Here is a 15,627-nt window from a genome sequence, read left to right on the forward strand (position 1 = left end):
AACCGCGCGTTCCGCTTCCGGTCCTTACCCTAGCTAAGTTTCAATGATTTCGCCGGTCGTCATGTTGATGGCGGGCACGTCCGCACCGGAGGCCGGGCCGCCGCTGCCAAAATGACTGACGATCGCATCCGCCAGCGACGGGCCGATGCCCTTGGCCGTGGCCAGTTCGGCTGCGCTGGCGGTCCGGATGCTCTTGACCGAGCCGAACTGCGCCAGCAGGGCCTTCCGCTTGGCCTCGCCCAGCCCCGGGACGCCGTCCAGGGCGGACACCGTCATGGCCTTGCCGCGCTTCTGCCGGTGGAAGGTGATGGCGAACCGGTGTGCTTCATCGCGGATGCGCTGGAGCAGGTAGAGCCCCTCGGACGTCCGCGGGAGGATCACCGGGAAATCACTGTCCGGCAGCCAGACCTCTTCGAGGCGCTTGGCCAGGCCGACGACGTAGACGTCCTCGATGCCAAGTTCCGCCAGCGCGCGTGCCGCGGCGTTGACCTGCGGCTTGCCGCCGTCCACCACCACGAGGTTGGGCGGGTAGGCGAATTTGGCGCGGGGCGCCGGTGTGGTGGTGTCCTGCACGGAGGCCACCGCCATGGCGTCCAGCGCGGCCTGATGCCCCGGCAGCTTCGCCGCTTCCGCCTGCGCCGCCTTCTCCTGCAGGTAGTTCCGGAAACGGCGCGTGAGGACATCGTGCATGGCCGCGGTGTCATCCACGGCCGCGGCGCCGGTGATGGAGAACTTGCGGTAGTCGGACTTCTTGGGAAGCCCGTCTTCCACCACCACCATGGACGCCACAACGTTCGTCCCCTGAACGTGGGAGATGTCGAAGCATTCGATGCGCAGCAGTGCAATGGGAAGGTCCAGGGCCTCCTGGAGTTCCTGAAGTGCGAGGGACCGGTTGGTCAGGTCCCCGGCGCGGCGCGACTTGTGCAGTTTCAGTGCGTGCTCGGCATTTTCCCGGACGGTGGACATGAGCGCTGCTTTGTCCCCGCGGCGCGGGACCCGGATGTCCACCTTGGCGCCGCGCAGGCCGGAGAGCCACTGCGTGAGTTCGGTGGCGTTGCTCGGCTCTTCCGGAACCAGGACTTCCCGGGGCATCCGACCCTGGCTCTCGCCTTCCTCGCCGTAGACCTGCTGGAGCAGGTGTTCCACGAGGTCGGGAGTGGTGAAGTCTTCGACCTTCTCCACCACCCAGCCGCGCTGGCCCCGGACGCGGCCGCCGCGGACATGGAACACCTGGACGGCTGCCTCCAGCTCGTCCTCACGCAGCGCGAATACATCCGCGTCCGTGTCCTCGGCCAGGACCACGGCATTCCGTTCGAAGACCTTCCGCAGGGCGATGATGTCGTCCCGCACCCGGGCGGCGCGCTCGTAGTCGAGCTCGGCAACCGCCGCCGCCATGTCCTTCTCCAGCCGTGCGATGAAGCGCTTGGCTTCGCCGCCCATAAAGGCGCAGAAGTCCTCCGCCAGTGCCCGGTGCTCCTCCGGCGTCACCCGGCCGACACACGGTGCGGAACACTTGTCGATGTAGCCGAGCAGGCACGGCCGTCCGCTGGCCTGCGCCCGCTTCAGGACGCCGGGACTGCAGCTGCGGACCGGGAACACACGCAGCAGGGTGTCCATTGTTTCGCGGATGGCCCCGGCCGTGTACGGGCCGAAGTAGCGGGTGCCTTTCCGGCGTTCTCCGCGCAGCACCTGGACCCGCGGGAACTTCTCCCCCATGGTCACGGCAAGGTACGGGTAGGTTTTGTCGTCCCGGAACACGACATTGAACCGCGGCTTGAATTCCTTGATCCAGGTGTATTCCAGCTGGAGCGACTCCAGTTCGCTCCCGACGACGGTCCACTCCACGCTGCTGGCCGCGTGGACCATGGCGTAGGTCTTGGGCAGCAGGCCGCCGGGGTTGGCGAAGTAGGAGTTCAGCCGGGACCGCAGGCTTTTGGCCTTGCCGACGTAAATGACGCGGCCGTGCGGATCCCGGAAGCGGTACACGCCAGGATTGGTTGGAATTTCGCCCGTTTGGGGCCGGTAACTAGCTGGATCTGCCACGATTCAAGTCTACTGAGGATGCAGGCGGGTCCCTGACAGGTAGCCCAAGCAGGGGCTTCCCGGCAGACACCTGACAGGGAACGCCCCCGGCGCTACTCGGCTACCTTGCTCTGGTTGTAGCTGGTGGAGCGCTCCTGGCCGCTGAGCTCGGCGATGGCATCCATGATCCGGTCCGTCACCTGGCGGCGGGCGGGCAGCGAGTGGTCGGGGCCCGTCTTCTCGAAGTAAAGCGGTTCCCCCACCTTCATGGTGAAGTGCTGCGGCTTCACACCGTTCTGGCCGGCGGGCTGCAGGTTCTCGGTACCGATCAGGCCGACGGGAATGACGGGCGCGCCAGTGGTCAGGGCGAGCCAACCGACGCCGGTGCGGCCACGGTACAGGATCCCGTCGCGGGAGCGCGTGCCCTCGGGATAGATGCCGATTCCCTTGCCCGCTTCGAGGATGTCCAGCAGCGTCTTGAGCGCCGCCACGCTGGCAGCCTGTTCGCCGCGCTCCACGGGAATGGAGCCGACGGATTCGAAGAAGGATTTCATCACCTTCCCCTTCACACCGCCCGTGGTGAAGTATTCGGCCTTGGCGAAAAACGCCACCGGCCGGGGCATCAGGGCCTGGACAATCACGCTGTCCAGGAAGGAAAGGTGGTTCGGCGCGACGATGAACGGCCCGTCCTTGGGAACGTTCTCGAGCCCGATGACCGTCGGCCGGCAGCTTCCGGAGATCAGCGTGCGGGTGGTCCAGCGGATTGCATCAAACAATGCCATCGTTGTGCACCTCGCTCAGGACTCCGGTCCGGACGGCGTCCATGCCGTCAATGGCTGCCGCAAGCTCGATGGTGGAGTGCACGATTGCCGCGGCGCCGGCTACGTGGAGCTCGCCGTCGGGGGCAAATCCCCAGCTGACGCCGATGCAGTCGATGCCGTTGGCCATGGCCCCGGCCACATCCTGGGCACGGTCACCCACCATCACTGCGTGCTGGGTGCCGAGGTCGGACAGGGCTGCTGCCACAATTTCCGTCTTGCCGAGCGGTGCTGCGGCGGCGCCGGCTTCATCGGCGGCCGAACCGCGGATGAACCGGAAGGAGCCGGCGATGCCGTGGTGCTCGAGCACAATTTTTGCAAGCCCTTCCGGTTTCTGCGTCGCCACAGCAATGGGCCGGCCTGAGGCGGCGTAGCCCTCGACGAGTTCCCGGATGCCCGGGTACAGGCGGCTCTGGGCGATACCGGTTTCAAGGTAGTGGGCCCGGTAGACACGGATGACCTCGGCAAGCTGCTCGGGCGGAACGCCGGCGATATTCAGGAGGGAGTCACTGAGTTTCGGACCGATCATCGCGTCCAGTTGGGCCGGGGCCGGGACCCTGATGCCGAGTTGGGTAAGGGCCGCGGAGATTCCGCCCGTTATTCCCCCCGCCGGATCGACAAGAGTGCCGTCCAGGTCGAAGATCACGGGCACTGTTGAAAGGGTCACCGGCTTAGTTTCTCACGAGGACGCGAATGGCTGAAACTCGCATTCCCCGACGGGAATACTTCGTCCCGCCGGATCAGCAAGCTCCAGCCATTCGGTGCGCGCGGGGTCCGGACTAAGCCAGGATCTCCGCCAGGAACGTGGCCGTATAGCTCCGGGTGGACTTCGCCACCTGTTCCGGAGTACCTGTGGCGATGACCTGTCCGCCGCCGGAACCGCCGTCCGGCCCCAGATCCACGATCCAGTCCGCGCTCTTGATGACATCCAGGTTGTGCTCGATGGTGATCACGGTGTTGCCCTTGTCCACCAGCCCCTGCAGGACCATGAGCAGCTTGCGGATGTCCTCGAAATGCAGACCCGTGGTCGGTTCGTCCAGAACATAGATGCTGCGGCCGTTGGACCGCTTCTGAAGCTCAGCGGCCAGCTTCACGCGCTGCGCCTCGCCGCCGGACAGCGTGGTGGCCGGCTGGCCCAGCCGCACATAGCCCAGGCCGACGTCCACAAGCGTGCGCAGGTGGCGGGCAATCGGCGAGAAGGCGGCAAAGAACTCCGCGCCTTCCTCGATGGGCATGTTCAGGACATCTGCGATGGTTTTGCCCTTGTAGTGGACTTCCAGGGTTTCCCGGTTGTACCGGGCACCGTGACAGACCTCGCAGGGGACGTAGACGTCCGGCAGGAAGTTCATCTCGATCTTCAGCGTGCCGTCACCTGAACATGCTTCGCAGCGCCCGCCCTTGACGTTGAACGAGAACCGGCCCGGCTGGTAGCCGCGGACCTTGGCCTCGGTGGTCTCGGCGAAGAGCTTCCGGATGTTGTCGAACACGCCGGTGTACGTGGCCGGGTTGGACCGCGGCGTCCGGCCGATGGGGCTCTGGTCGACGTGGACCACCTTGTCCAGGTGCTCAAGGCCCTGGATGGACTTATGCCGGCCGGCCACCTGCTTGGCGCCGTTGAGCTTGTTGGCCAGCACCTTGTACAGAATTTCGTTGACCAGGGTGGACTTGCCGGAACCGCTGACGCCTGTCACGGCAGTCAGCAGTCCCAGGGGGAAGGCGGCATCCACGTTGACAAGGTTGTTTTCCCGGGCGCCGACGACCTTCAGCTCCCGCTTTTTGTCGTACTTTCGGCGCTTCTTGGGGATCTCAATCTTTTTCCGGCCGGAAAGGTAGTCGCCGGTCAGCGATTCGGTGTTCTCCAGGAGCTCCTTGTAGGACCCGGAGTGAACCACTTGGCCGCCGTGCTCGCCGGCGCCCGGTCCGATGTCCACGATCCAGTCGGCCTCCTGGATGGTGTCTTCGTCGTGCTCCACCACAATCAGGGTGTTGCCGAGGTCGCGCAGGCGGGTGAGCGTCTCGATCAGCCGGCGGTTGTCGCGCTGGTGCAGGCCGATGGACGGTTCGTCGAGGACATAGAGCACACCGACCAGGCCGGAACCGATCTGCGTTGCCAGCCGGATTCGCTGGGCTTCACCGCCGGACAGGGTGCCGGAGGGGCGTTCCAGGTTCAGGTACTCGAGGCCGACGTCGAGGAGGAAGGTGAGGCGGGCCTGGATTTCCTTCAGAACCTGGTGCGCAATCTGGGCTTCCCGGCCGGTGAGCACCAGGGTGTCCAGGAAGTGGGCGCATTCACGCATCGGCATCGCGGCCACTTCGGCGATGGACTTGCCGTTGATCAGCACCGAGAGTGAGGCCGGGTTCAGGCGGGCTCCATTGCAGGCGGGGCACGGGATCTGCCGCATGTACTCTTCGTACCGGTCCCTGGCCGAGTCGGAATCCGTTTCCAGGTGCTTGCGGTGGACGTATTGGACGACGCCTTCGAAGCCGGTGCTGTACTTACGCTCCCGGCCGAAGCGGTTGCGGTACTGCACCACCACCTTGTGGTCCTTGCCGTGCAGCACGGTCTGCCGGATTTCGTTGGGGAGTTTCTGCCACTGCGTCTTCATCGAGAAGTCGAGTTCCTTCGCGAGCCCGGACAGCAGCCTGTTCCAGTACTCGCTGGTGGCCGTACCCAGGGACCAGGGTGCAATGGCGCCCTCGCCCAGCGAAAGCTCCGGGTTAGGAATGATGAGTTCCTCATCCACCTCCAGCTTGGTGCCGATGCCGCTGCACGCGGAACAGGCTCCGAAGGGGTTGTTGAACGAGAACGAGCGGGGCTCGATCTCATCGATGGCGAGGGGATGTTCGTTGGGGCATGCGAGGTGCTCGGAGAACGCCCGGATGCGTTCTTCATCATCAGCTTCGAGGTCGACGAATTCGGCAAGCACGCGGCCCTCGGCCAATCCGAGCGCGGTTTCGACGGAGTCGGTCAGCCGCTGGCTGATGCCCTCCTTGACCACAAGCCGGTCCACCACCACTTCGATGGTGTGCTTGAACTGCTTGCCGAGCTTGGGCGGATCGCTCAGCTGGATAAGGTCGCCGTCAACCCGGGCACGCGAATAGCCCTTGGCCGTCAGTTCCTTGAAGAGGTCGACGAATTCGCCCTTGCGCCCGCGGACTACGGGAGCGAGCACCTGGAAGCGGGTACCGGCGGGCAGCTCGAGCAGCTGGTCCACAATCTGCTGCGGGGTCTGCTTGGCCACCGGCTCGCCGCAGATGGGGCAGTGCGGACGGCCCACACGGGCCCAGAGCAGGCGCATGTAGTCGTAGATCTCGGTGATGGTGCCCACGGTGGACCGGGGGTTCTTGCTGGTGGACTTCTGGTCGATGGAAACGGCCGGGGACAGGCCCTCGATGAAGTCCACATCCGGTTTGTCCACCTGCCCCAGGAACTGGCGGGCATACGCGGACAGTGATTCGACATAGCGGCGCTGGCCCTCGGCGAAGATCGTGTCGAACGCGAGGGATGACTTGCCGGACCCGGACAGACCGGTGAAAACGATCATGGAGTCCCGCGGCAGGTCCAGGTCGACGTTCCGCAGGTTGTGCTCCCGTGCCCCCTTCACCACGAGGCGGGAAAGGTCTGGGCGCGCCGGTTTGCCTTGGTTCAGGGGGACAACGGCGGGGCGGGCATCAACGGCTGGTTCTTCAGCTACGGCTTTAGGCACCCACTAATGCTAATCGAAAACTTCTTCGAATTTCCATGCCGGCGTTCATTCGGCGTCGTAGGCCGCCGCCAACAGCTGCACTGCCTCTGCAAAGCTTGCGCCCTGGGCCTTGGCCGCGGTGGCGAAATCAGCCGCGGCCGCCGTCAGCGAGGTCCACGCCTCGTCCCTGGCGCAGACGACGGTGCCGTGCCGGCCGCGGGTGGCCACAATCCCGGCCGCTTCCAGTTCCTTGTAGGCGCGTGCCACCGTGTGGGGGGCGACGCCCAGTGCCGTGGCAAGGCTCCGAACTGCGGGCAGCCGGGTACCGGGGGCAAGGGCACCGCTGTCCGCCCGCTCGATGATGTTCAGCCGCAGCTGCTCAAAGAGCGGGACCGAGCTGGCTTGGTTCGGCTTCCAGGTCCCCGGAAACTGATTCACGCCGCTCACTGCCCGGACTCCCCCGCGCGCAGGGCATCTTCCCTGCCGGAGAACTGGGCATCGTACAGCCTGCTGTAGTGCCCGTTGGCTGCGAGCAGCTGCTGGTGGTTCCCGTGTTCGACGATTCGTCCGTGGTCCATGACGAGAATTAGATCAGCGTCCCGCACCGTGGACAAACGGTGCGCGATCACGAAGCTCGTCCGGCCCCGCCGCAGCCGCTGCATTGCCTGCCGGATTTGCACTTCGGTACGCGTGTCCACTGAACTTGTTGCCTCATCCAGGACAAGGATGCTCCGGCCGGCAAGCTGGGCCCTGGCGATGGTGATGAGCTGCCGCTGGCCCTGGCTCAGGGTGTCGCCGTCGTTTCCCAATACAGTGCCGTAGCCGTCAGGGAGGGACCGCACGAAGTGGTCCACGAGCGTGGCTTCGGCTGCGGCGAGGATCTCGGCATCGCTGGCACCGGGCCGGCCGTATTCGATGTTCTCCCGGATGGAGCCGGTGAACACCCAGGCGTCCTGCAGCACCATCCCGATCATGGAACGCAACTCGTCACGGCTGCGCCCGGCAATGTCCGCCCCGTCGATCGTAATCCGGCCGGAATCGAGCTCATAGAACCGCATGAGCAGGTTCACCATGGTGGTTTTGCCCGCCCCCGTGTGGCCAACGATGGCCACGGTCTGCCCGGGCTCAGCGGTAAAGGACAGCTCCCTGACAACGGGCAGTTCGCTGTTGTATCCGAAAGTGACGGCGTCGAACACCACACGGCCGCCGGTTACCGGGGGATCCTCCGGGTCCGGCCCGGCCGGGTCCGCCACCCGGCCGTCGTCGTCGTGGCCGGCTTTGGACGGTTTGACCCGGGACCGCCCCGGCTGCACCCGCTCCGTGCCGTCGCGCGGAATCTCCGCCGCGTCCAGCAGGGCGAACACCCGTTCAGCCGACGCGAGGCAGGACTGCAGCAGGGTCAGCATGCCACCGATCTGCCCGATCGGCTGGCTGAAGAGCCTGCTGAACTGGATGAAGGCCTGGACCCCGCCGATGGTCATGGCACCGGCGGTCACCTGCAGAGCGCCGACCACGGCCACGGCAATGTAATTGAGGTTGGAAACGAAGACCAGGAGCGGCTGGACGGCGCCGGAAACATACTGGGCCCGTGCGCTGGTCCGGGACAGCCTGTCGTTGCTGTTGGTGAACGTTTCGGTGGCCATTCCCTGCCGGCCGAAGGCCTTGAGCACCTCATGCCCGGTGATGTACTCCTCGAGGTGCGCATTGAGCTCGCCGGTGGTGCTCCACTGCTCGGAAAAATGCGCCTGCGACTTTCGCGCCACGAGGAGGGTGACGACGGTGGAAAACGGCACGGTCACCAAGGCAATGACCGCCAGCAGCGGGGAAAGCCACAACATCATGGACAGGGCGCCGAGCAGCATCAGCACCGAAAGGATCAGCTGGTTCAGCAGCTGGTTCAGTGCCTGCGAGATGTTGTCGACGTCGTTGGTGGCGCGGCTGAGGACGTCCCCGCGCCGCTGCTCGTCGAAATGCGCGGACGGCAGCCGGTGCAGTTTGTCCTCCACCGAGGCGCGCAACCGGTAGCTCACCCGTTGTACGGCGGTGGCGGTGACGGCCCCCTGAATCCAGCTGAGGACTGAGGCGCCGATGTACATCAGGGCCACGAGCAGGAGCAGGGCGGCCAGTTTTTGCTGGTTGAAGGTCCCTCCGAAAACACCATCAACCACAACGTCGGTGGCGTCGCCCAGCAGTTTGGGGGCGGACACGTTGAGCGCCACAAAAGCACAGGTGGCCGCCACGGCAGCAAGCATCCGCCACCTGACGGGGCGCAGCAGTCCCAGAAGCCGCTGGCCGGTGGCCCAGGCGGAGGGCCCCGGGCGGGCGACCGCCGCCGTCGTCGTTGCGGTTTTTTTGGCGGTCGTGGTCATACCCTGCCTCCCAGCGCGAGCTGTGAGGCGGCGATTTCCTGGTAGACCGTCGACGTGCGCATCAGTTCACTGTGCGTGCCCTGGGCAACGAGCCTGCCCTTGTCCAGCACCAGGATGAGGCCGGCGTCGAGGATCGTCGCGATTCGCTCGGCCACGATGATGACCGTGGACCGGCGCGTGAGCGGGGTGAGCGCGACGCGGAGGCGGGCATCCGTTGCGTAGTCCAGCGCGGAGAGGCTGTCGTCAAACAGGTACACCGGGGCGTCGCGGAGCAGTGCGCGGGCAATGCAGAGCCGCTGGCGCTGTCCGCCGGAGAAATTCGTCCCGCCCTGGCTCACCGGTGCGTGGAGGCCGTGGGGCAGGTCGCGCACGAAGTCCTCCGCCTGGGCGGTACGGAGCGCCCGGCGTAGGTCGTCGTCGCTGGCGTCAGGGGCCGCAATCCGCAGGTTCTCGGCCACCGTGCCGGAAAAAAGGTAGGCGCGCTGGGGCACCAGCGACAGGCTGTTCCGGAGGAAATGCAGCGGAAGGGATTTCACGTTGTGGCCGCCGATCAGGACCTCCCCTGACGTTGCGTCCAGGAACCGGGGCAGCAGGTTGAGCAGTGTCGACTTTCCGCTGCCCGTCGAACCGATGATCGCGGTGAACGTGCCCGGCGATGCGGTAAAGCTGATGCGGTCCAGGACAGGCGCCTCTGCCCCGGGATAGGCAAAGGTGACGTCGCGGAATTCCACCGTGCCGCCCGCCGTGCGCTGTGCGTGCGGCAGCCCTGCCCGGGAGATCTCCGGATCCGCGATGGCGGGGCGGGTGTCCAGCACCGCCTGGATCCGTTCTGCGCAGGCTGCGGCGCGGGGCGCCGTCATCATGACGTACATGGCCATCATGATGGCGATGAGGATCTGCAGGATGTAGGCGATGAAGGCCGTCAGCGCTCCGAGCCTCATGTCCCCGGACTGGATCCGGTGACCGCCGAACCACACCACCGCCACCGATGACAGGTTGACCACGATCATGATCAGCGGCAGCATGCCGGCCACCAGCAGCGCGGACTGCAGGTTGTTGCGGGTCAGCTCACGGTTCACGACGGCGAACCGCCGCGCCTCGTGCGCCTGGCGGACGAACGCGCGAATGACGTTGGCCCCGATGATCTGCTCCCGCAGCACCCTGCTGATGCGATCGATCAGGATCTGGCCCTCCCGGTAGAGGGGCACCAGCCGGCGCACGATGAGGTACATGATGAGGACCAGCACGGGGACAATGGCCACCACGATGCCGGAGAGAACCACATCCTGGTTCAGGGCCAGGACGATCCCGCCAATGCCCATGGCGGGCGCCGCCACGAGCATGGTGAACACCAGCACGGCCAGCGCCTGGATCTGCTGAACGTCGTTGGTGGCCCGTGTCACCAGGCTTGGCACGCCGAAAGTACCCACCTCCTGGGAGGACAGTGCCTGGACCTTCACGAAGAGCTCCTGGCGCAGCTGGCGGCCAAGCTTCATAGCCACATTGGCACTGAAGTAGCCGGCGGCGAGGGCCGCCGCTACCTGCACGGCGGCAATTCCCGCCATCCAGCCGCCCAGCCGAAGGATGGTGCCCGTGTTCCCCGCAACGATTCCGTCGTCGATGATGGCGGCATTGAGCGTGGGAAGAAGGAGGTTGGCAGTGGTCTGCAGGAGCTGCAGGACCACTATGGCCAGCACCGCCGGCTTATGCGCGGCGAGCAGCCGCATCATCAGGCCTGGGAGCATAGAGCCTCCCTCTGCGGTAACGGCATGGTCAGCCCCGTTTCCGCGCGACTGCGAAAATCCTCCGGAACGGAAAGACAGTGCCGTGGGCAGACGCGGGGTAGGCGTCGTTGAGCAGCACCGAATACTCCGCGTCGAATTCCGCAGCCTCCTCCGGCGGGAGCGCTGCCAGAACCGGCCGCAGTCCTGCCCCCCTGACCCACTGCAGCACAGGATCGGGACCGTGCAGCACCTGCTGGTAGGTGGTTTCCCAGGCGTCCGCGTCGCAGCCGGCGTCGAGCATGATGTTCAGGTATTCGGCGGGTTCGGCGACGGAGTCGTCGTGCCGCAGGACGCCGTCAAGGGCCTCCCGCCAGCGGACGGAGTCTGCGAGCTGCCGCATCAGCACATGCGAGGGGGAACTGAAATTGCCCGGAACCTGCAGGGCGAACCAGGCGCCGGGCCGGAGGGCCTCAAGCCACCCCGGCAGCAGGGCGGGATGGCCGGGGACCCACTGCAGTGCGGCGTTGGTCACCACCACGTCGGTCCGGTCCGATGGCATCCACCCGGCGATGTCCGTCAGTGCGAAGGAGAGGTTGGCAGCCTCCGCTGCATGGACCTCCGCCTTCTGCAGCATCTCGGCGGAAGAGTCGATCCCCTGCACTTGGGCGCCGGGCCAGCGCTCCGCGAGGGTCGCTGTCAGATTGCCGGGTCCGCAGCCGAGGTCCACCACGTGCCGGGGACGGTCCGCATGGATGCGCGCAGTGAGGTCGAAATACGGCCGGTCACGGTGGTTTCCGAACTCCACATACTTAGCGGGATCCCATTTCAAGGACGTCCTCCAATGGCTCGAGCGGTTGCCGTCAGGGCGAGCCTAGCCCGGGCAGGCCCAGCGACCAAGGACCAACCACCCATTGGCCGGCTGGCACTAAGCTTGAAAGCAATGAAACTCGTTGAGCAGCTCCCTGTCCCGGCCAAACGTACCTCCAGCGGGACGGACCACGATCCGGATGGGCTCTACACCCGTTTCGTTGAGTGGACGGAAAGCCGCGGGCTGTCCTTGTACGCCGCACAGGACGAAGCCATTATGGAACTGGCTTCCGGGGACAACGTCATTCTGGCCACTCCGACAGGGTCCGGCAAGTCCCTGGTGGCCATCGCCGCCCACTTCCAGGCCATGGCGCGAGGGGACCGCAGCTACTACACGGCACCCATCAAGGCCCTCGTCTCGGAGAAGTTCTTCGCCCTGTGTGACATCTTCGGGGCCGAAAACGTGGGGATGATTACCGGCGACTCCGGCGTCAACCAGGACGCGCCCATCATCTGCTGCACCGCAGAAATCCTGGCCAACATCGCGCTTCGTGAAGGCGCCGGGGCGGACCTGGGTGCGGTGATCATGGACGAATTCCATTTTTACTCCGACCCGCAGCGCGGCTGGGCCTGGCAGGTGCCGTTACTCGAGCTCCCCCAGGCGCAGTTCCTGCTGATGTCCGCGACCCTGGGCGACGTGAGCCGCTTTGAGGCCGGCCTGACGGAACTGACAGGACGCCCGACGACGACCGTCAGTTCCGTTGAACGTCCCATTCCGCTGCATTACTACTACGAGCAGACGCCTGTCCACGAGACCCTCGAGGAGCTGCTCTCCACGAAACAGGTCCCCGTCTACGTGGTCCACTTCAGCCAGCTCGAGGCAATCGACCGGGCACAGAACCTGATGAGCATCAACGTCTGCACCCGCGAAGAGAAGGACAGGATCGCCGAGCTGATTGCCGGCTTCCGCTTCGCGGCAGGCTTCGGCAAGACTCTCAACCGGCTGGTGCGGCACGGAATCGGGGTACACCACGCCGGCATGCTGCCCAAGTACCGGCGGCTGGTGGAGCAGCTGGCCCAGGCCGGGCTGCTCAAGGTCATCTGCGGCACCGACACCCTGGGCGTGGGCATCAACGTGCCGATCCGCACCGTGCTGCTCACCGCCCTCAGCAAATACGACGGCGTCCGCACCCGGCTGCTGAACTCGCGCGAGTTCCACCAGATCGCCGGCCGTGCAGGGCGGGCCGGCTATGACACCGCCGGTACGGTGGTGGTGCAGGCGCCCGAGCATGTGACCGAGAACGTCAAGGCGATGGCAAAGGCCACCGCCAAATTCGGCGACGACCAGAAAAAGCTGCGCCAGGTGGTCAAGCGGAAGCCGCCGGAGGGCTTCGTGTCCTGGGGCGAACCCACCTACAACCGGCTGGTGGGTTCCGTGCCGGATCCGCTGAACTCCAGCTTCACCGTCACGCACGCCATGCTGATGAACCTGATGGAGCGCCCCGGCGACCCCTTCAAGGCGGCCCGCCGGCTGCTCACCGAAAACCATGAACCCCGCGCCTCGCAGCTGCAGCTGATGAAGAAAGCGCTGGGCATCTATCGGGAACTGCTGGCCGCAGGCGTTGTGGAACGGATTCCACCCGAGGAACAGGGCCCCGACGGCAGGACCGTCCGGCTCACGGTCCACCTGCAGGCCAATTTCGCCCTGAACCAGCCGCTCTCCCCGTTTGCGCTGGCGGCGCTGGAACTCCTGGATCCGGAGTCGCCGTCGTACGCCCTTGACGTGGTGTCCGTGATCGAATCCACCTTGGAAAAGCCACGGCAGATCCTGTCCGCCCAGCAGAAGAAGGCACGCGGCGAAGCCATCGCCGCCATGAAGGCCGACGGCATCGAGTATGACCAGCGCATGGCCATGCTGGAGGACGTGACCTACCCCCAGCCGCTCGCGGAAATCCTGGGTGAGGCCTTCGACGTCTACCGCAAGGCCGCGCCCTGGATTGGTGACTTCGAGCTTGCCCCCAAGTCCGTGGTCCGGGATATGTACGAGCGGGCCATGAACTTCGGCGAATTCGTCCAGTTCTACGGCCTGGCGCGCTCCGAGGGCATTGTGCTGCGGTACCTCGCCGATGGCTTCAAGGCGCTCCGCCAGACTGTCCCGCAGGACTCCCTCCGGGAAGACCTCGAGGACCTGATTGCCTGGCTGGGTGAACTGGTCCGGCAGGTGGATTCCAGCCTCCTGGATGAATGGGAGGAGCTGACCTCCGGAGCCGCGCCCACCCCGCACGACGCTCCCCCGCCTCCGCCGCCGTCGCTGACGTCCAACATCAGGGCGTTCCGGGTCATGGTCCGGAACGAGATGTTCCGGCGCGTGGAACTGTTCGCCGACGAGGCGGCCACGGAACTCGGCGAGCTCGACGGCGGCACGGGCTGGGATGCGGACCGCTGGGAAGACGTCCTGGATGACTACTTCGACGAACACAACGACATCGGCACCGGCCCGGACGCGCGGGGGCCCGGGCTGCTGATCATCACCGAAGAGCCGGGGACATGGAAAGTCCGCCAGATCTTTGACGATCCTGCCGGGAACCACGACTGGGGGATCTCGGCGGAAGTGGACCTGGCGGCGTCGGATGAAACCGGCACGGCCGTGGTCCGGGTGACCGACGTCAACAGGCTCTGACCCGAGGCCGAACGCCCGTCTCCGGACACCCGCCGTCAGCCCAGGGCAGCAGCCACCGTGTCAGCCCACAACCGCTGTCCCGCGGAATTCGGGTGGACATCGTCCGTCAGCAGGTCCGGCAGGCCTCGGTGGACGCGAAACGCTTCGTTGACATCAATGGTCGGATAACCGGCGCCAGGCGCCCAGGACCGAAGGGCGGCCACGCTGTCCGCTGTCTGCTTTTCCCACAATCCCTCCGACGGGTTCTGCAGCACAATCGCTGCCGGGACCCGGGCGGCCCACTTGGCGTCAGCAGCTGCCAGCAGTTCCGCCGCACCCCGGTCGGCCCGTTCCGGGGCCGGATTGTGTCCGAAGCTGAGCACGGTAAACGAAGGTCGCGAGGGCTGGATGCGGTCCAGGTGCTCCAGCGGATAGGCATGGCTGGCACCCGAACGGGAACCGTTCCAGACCGTGATGGCGCGATCCGGTCCCGGATACACGATCGGATGCGCTTTCCAGTCATTGGTGGCTGCGTCCCAGAAGTGCAGCGTAACGGTGCCTCGCTTCGAAAGGTGCCGGGCCCATAAGTCGACCCATTCGCCCGGCTCATCGCCGGTCGAATCCCCCAGAACGCTGATGGTCAGCGCGTCGGTACCGCTGACCATAGTCTGCAGGTCCCGAACCGTCACGGCGTCTTCGGGGGCCGCCTGGGGCGGGACCGCGGCGGATTCCGACGCGGTTCCGGCCGGCTGTACCGGCGACTTTCCGGCATCCAGCACCTGAAGCAGCGCTATGCCTGCCAGCACGGCTAGCCCAACTGCCAACACGATGACGAGGAGGCCAACCCCCCGGATATTCCGCTGCTTTTGGCCGTTCATTGCTCCCCGTCGGTAGCTGTTGCGGGACTGCCTGGATCCCGCGGCGCCGAGCAGCGTGCCCGCAGAAGTCAGTAGAGTGGACATCAAGCCAGAGTTTCCAGAAATACCCTCGAGCAGGGAGAGACGAGAACCCAATCATGAGTGTAATCCGGCCAGCCACTGTAGATGACGTCCCCGTGATCCTCCAGATGATCCACGAACTGGCCATCTACGAAAAGGAACCCCACGCAGTCCGGAACACGCCGGAAATGCTGACGGACGTCCTGTTCGACGAAAACCCCCGGGTTTACGCCACGATGGCCGAGAACGAAGCCGGCGACGTGCAGGGATTCGCACTGTGGTTCCTCAACTACTCGACGTGGGAGGGTGTACACGGCATCTACCTCGAGGATCTGTACGTGACTCCGGCGGCGCGCGGCGAAGGCCACGGCAAGGCCCTCCTGCAGCACCTGGCCGCAATCGCCGTCGAACGCGGTTATGCGCGCGTGGAGTGGAGCGTCCTGGACTGGAACGAACCGTCCATCAACTTCTATAAGAACCTGGGCGCCTTCCCCATGGAGGAATGGTCCACCTTCCGGCTGACCGGGGAAGCGCTCGAATCCTTTGGAGCCGTCCGGGAGGCACACGTCCGTGGCTGACCTGCCGATGACCGGCCTGACCGCCA

Annotated in this window: 11 protein-coding genes; 2 read left to right on the forward strand and 9 right to left on the reverse strand. The window is 65.7% G+C overall.

The annotated features are described in order from the left end of the window. Window positions 1–33: 33 nt before the first annotated feature. The 8 genes from uvrC to J2805_RS06530 form a co-directional block, all read right to left on the reverse strand. Window positions 34–2,043, reverse strand: a complete 2,010-nt coding sequence (uvrC, locus tag J2805_RS06495; protein WP_309970989.1) for an excinuclease ABC subunit UvrC — start codon at window positions 2,041–2,043, stop codon at window positions 34–36. 92 nt (window positions 2,044–2,135) lie between these two features. Beyond that, a complete protein-coding gene (locus J2805_RS06500) occupies window positions 2,136–2,804 on the reverse strand; it encodes a lysophospholipid acyltransferase family protein (RefSeq protein ID WP_309970991.1) in 669 nt (222 codons plus the stop codon). Further along, complete coding sequence (locus J2805_RS06505; RefSeq protein WP_309970994.1) at window positions 2,791–3,507, reverse strand: HAD hydrolase-like protein; 717 nt, start codon at window positions 3,505–3,507, stop codon at window positions 2,791–2,793. Before J2805_RS06505 ends, J2805_RS06500 begins: the two co-directional genes overlap by 14 nt. A gap of 112 nt (window positions 3,508–3,619) precedes the next feature. Next, the gene (gene uvrA / locus J2805_RS06510; RefSeq protein ID WP_309970997.1) at window positions 3,620–6,547 is read right to left on the reverse strand and encodes an excinuclease ABC subunit UvrA; all 2,928 of its coding nucleotides are present in this window, start codon (window positions 6,545–6,547) and stop codon (window positions 3,620–3,622) included. 45 nt (window positions 6,548–6,592) lie between these two features. Continuing rightward, window positions 6,593–6,973: a GntR family transcriptional regulator gene (locus J2805_RS06515; protein WP_309970999.1), complete on the reverse strand. Its 381-nt coding sequence runs from the start codon at window positions 6,971–6,973 to the stop codon at window positions 6,593–6,595. Next, window positions 6,970–8,895 (reverse strand): ABC transporter ATP-binding protein, encoded by a 1,926-nt coding sequence (locus J2805_RS06520; RefSeq protein WP_396134242.1) that lies wholly within the window; start codon window positions 8,893–8,895, stop codon window positions 6,970–6,972. The genes J2805_RS06515 and J2805_RS06520 overlap by 4 nt, the downstream gene beginning before the upstream one ends. Next, on the reverse strand, window positions 8,892–10,640 hold the full coding sequence (locus J2805_RS06525) for an ABC transporter ATP-binding protein (protein WP_309971002.1): 1,749 nt from the start codon (window positions 10,638–10,640) through the stop codon (window positions 8,892–8,894). The genes J2805_RS06520 and J2805_RS06525 overlap by 4 nt, the downstream gene beginning before the upstream one ends. 28 nt (window positions 10,641–10,668) lie before the next feature. Beyond that, the gene (locus J2805_RS06530; RefSeq protein WP_309971006.1) at window positions 10,669–11,448 is read right to left on the reverse strand and encodes a trans-aconitate 2-methyltransferase; all 780 of its coding nucleotides are present in this window, start codon (window positions 11,446–11,448) and stop codon (window positions 10,669–10,671) included. A gap of 111 nt (window positions 11,449–11,559) precedes the next feature. Between J2805_RS06530 and J2805_RS06535 the strand changes: the two genes are divergently transcribed. Beyond that, window positions 11,560–14,106, forward strand: a complete 2,547-nt coding sequence (locus J2805_RS06535; protein ID WP_309971009.1) for a DEAD/DEAH box helicase — start codon at window positions 11,560–11,562, stop codon at window positions 14,104–14,106. Window positions 14,107–14,141: 35 nt separating this feature from the next. Here J2805_RS06535 and J2805_RS06540 read toward each other — a convergent pair whose 3' ends face one another. Then, a complete protein-coding gene (locus tag J2805_RS06540) occupies window positions 14,142–15,047 on the reverse strand; it encodes an SGNH/GDSL hydrolase family protein (RefSeq protein WP_309971012.1) in 906 nt (301 codons plus the stop codon). Window positions 15,048–15,100: 53 nt separating this feature from the next. On the opposite strand from J2805_RS06540, the gene J2805_RS06545 reads away from it, so the two are divergent. After that, window positions 15,101–15,601: a GNAT family N-acetyltransferase gene (locus J2805_RS06545; protein WP_309971015.1), complete on the forward strand. Its 501-nt coding sequence runs from the start codon at window positions 15,101–15,103 to the stop codon at window positions 15,599–15,601. The last annotated feature ends 26 nt before the right edge of the window (window positions 15,602–15,627 follow it).

The organism is Arthrobacter oryzae (genome assembly GCF_031454875.1).
In the GTDB taxonomy this organism is placed as follows: Bacteria; Actinomycetota; Actinomycetes; order Actinomycetales; family Micrococcaceae; genus Arthrobacter; species Arthrobacter oryzae_D.

Excerpts from the sequence above, each read along its gene's own strand:
- J2805_RS06500 (WP_309970991.1), bottom strand. The coding sequence starts at position 2,804 with ATGGCATTGTTTGATGCAATCCGCTGGACCACCCGCACGCTGATCTCC.
- J2805_RS06520 (WP_396134242.1), bottom strand. The coding sequence starts at position 8,895 with ATGACCACGACCGCCAAAAAAACCGCAACGACGACGGCGGCGGTCGCC.
- J2805_RS06525 (WP_309971002.1), bottom strand. The coding sequence starts at position 10,640 with ATGCTCCCAGGCCTGATGATGCGGCTGCTCGCCGCGCATAAGCCGGCG.
- J2805_RS06535 (WP_309971009.1), top strand. The coding sequence starts at position 11,560 with ATGAAACTCGTTGAGCAGCTCCCTGTCCCGGCCAAACGTACCTCCAGC.
- J2805_RS06540 (WP_309971012.1), bottom strand. The coding sequence starts at position 15,047 with ATGTCCACTCTACTGACTTCTGCGGGCACGCTGCTCGGCGCCGCGGGA.
- J2805_RS06545 (WP_309971015.1), top strand. The coding sequence starts at position 15,101 with ATGAGTGTAATCCGGCCAGCCACTGTAGATGACGTCCCCGTGATCCTC.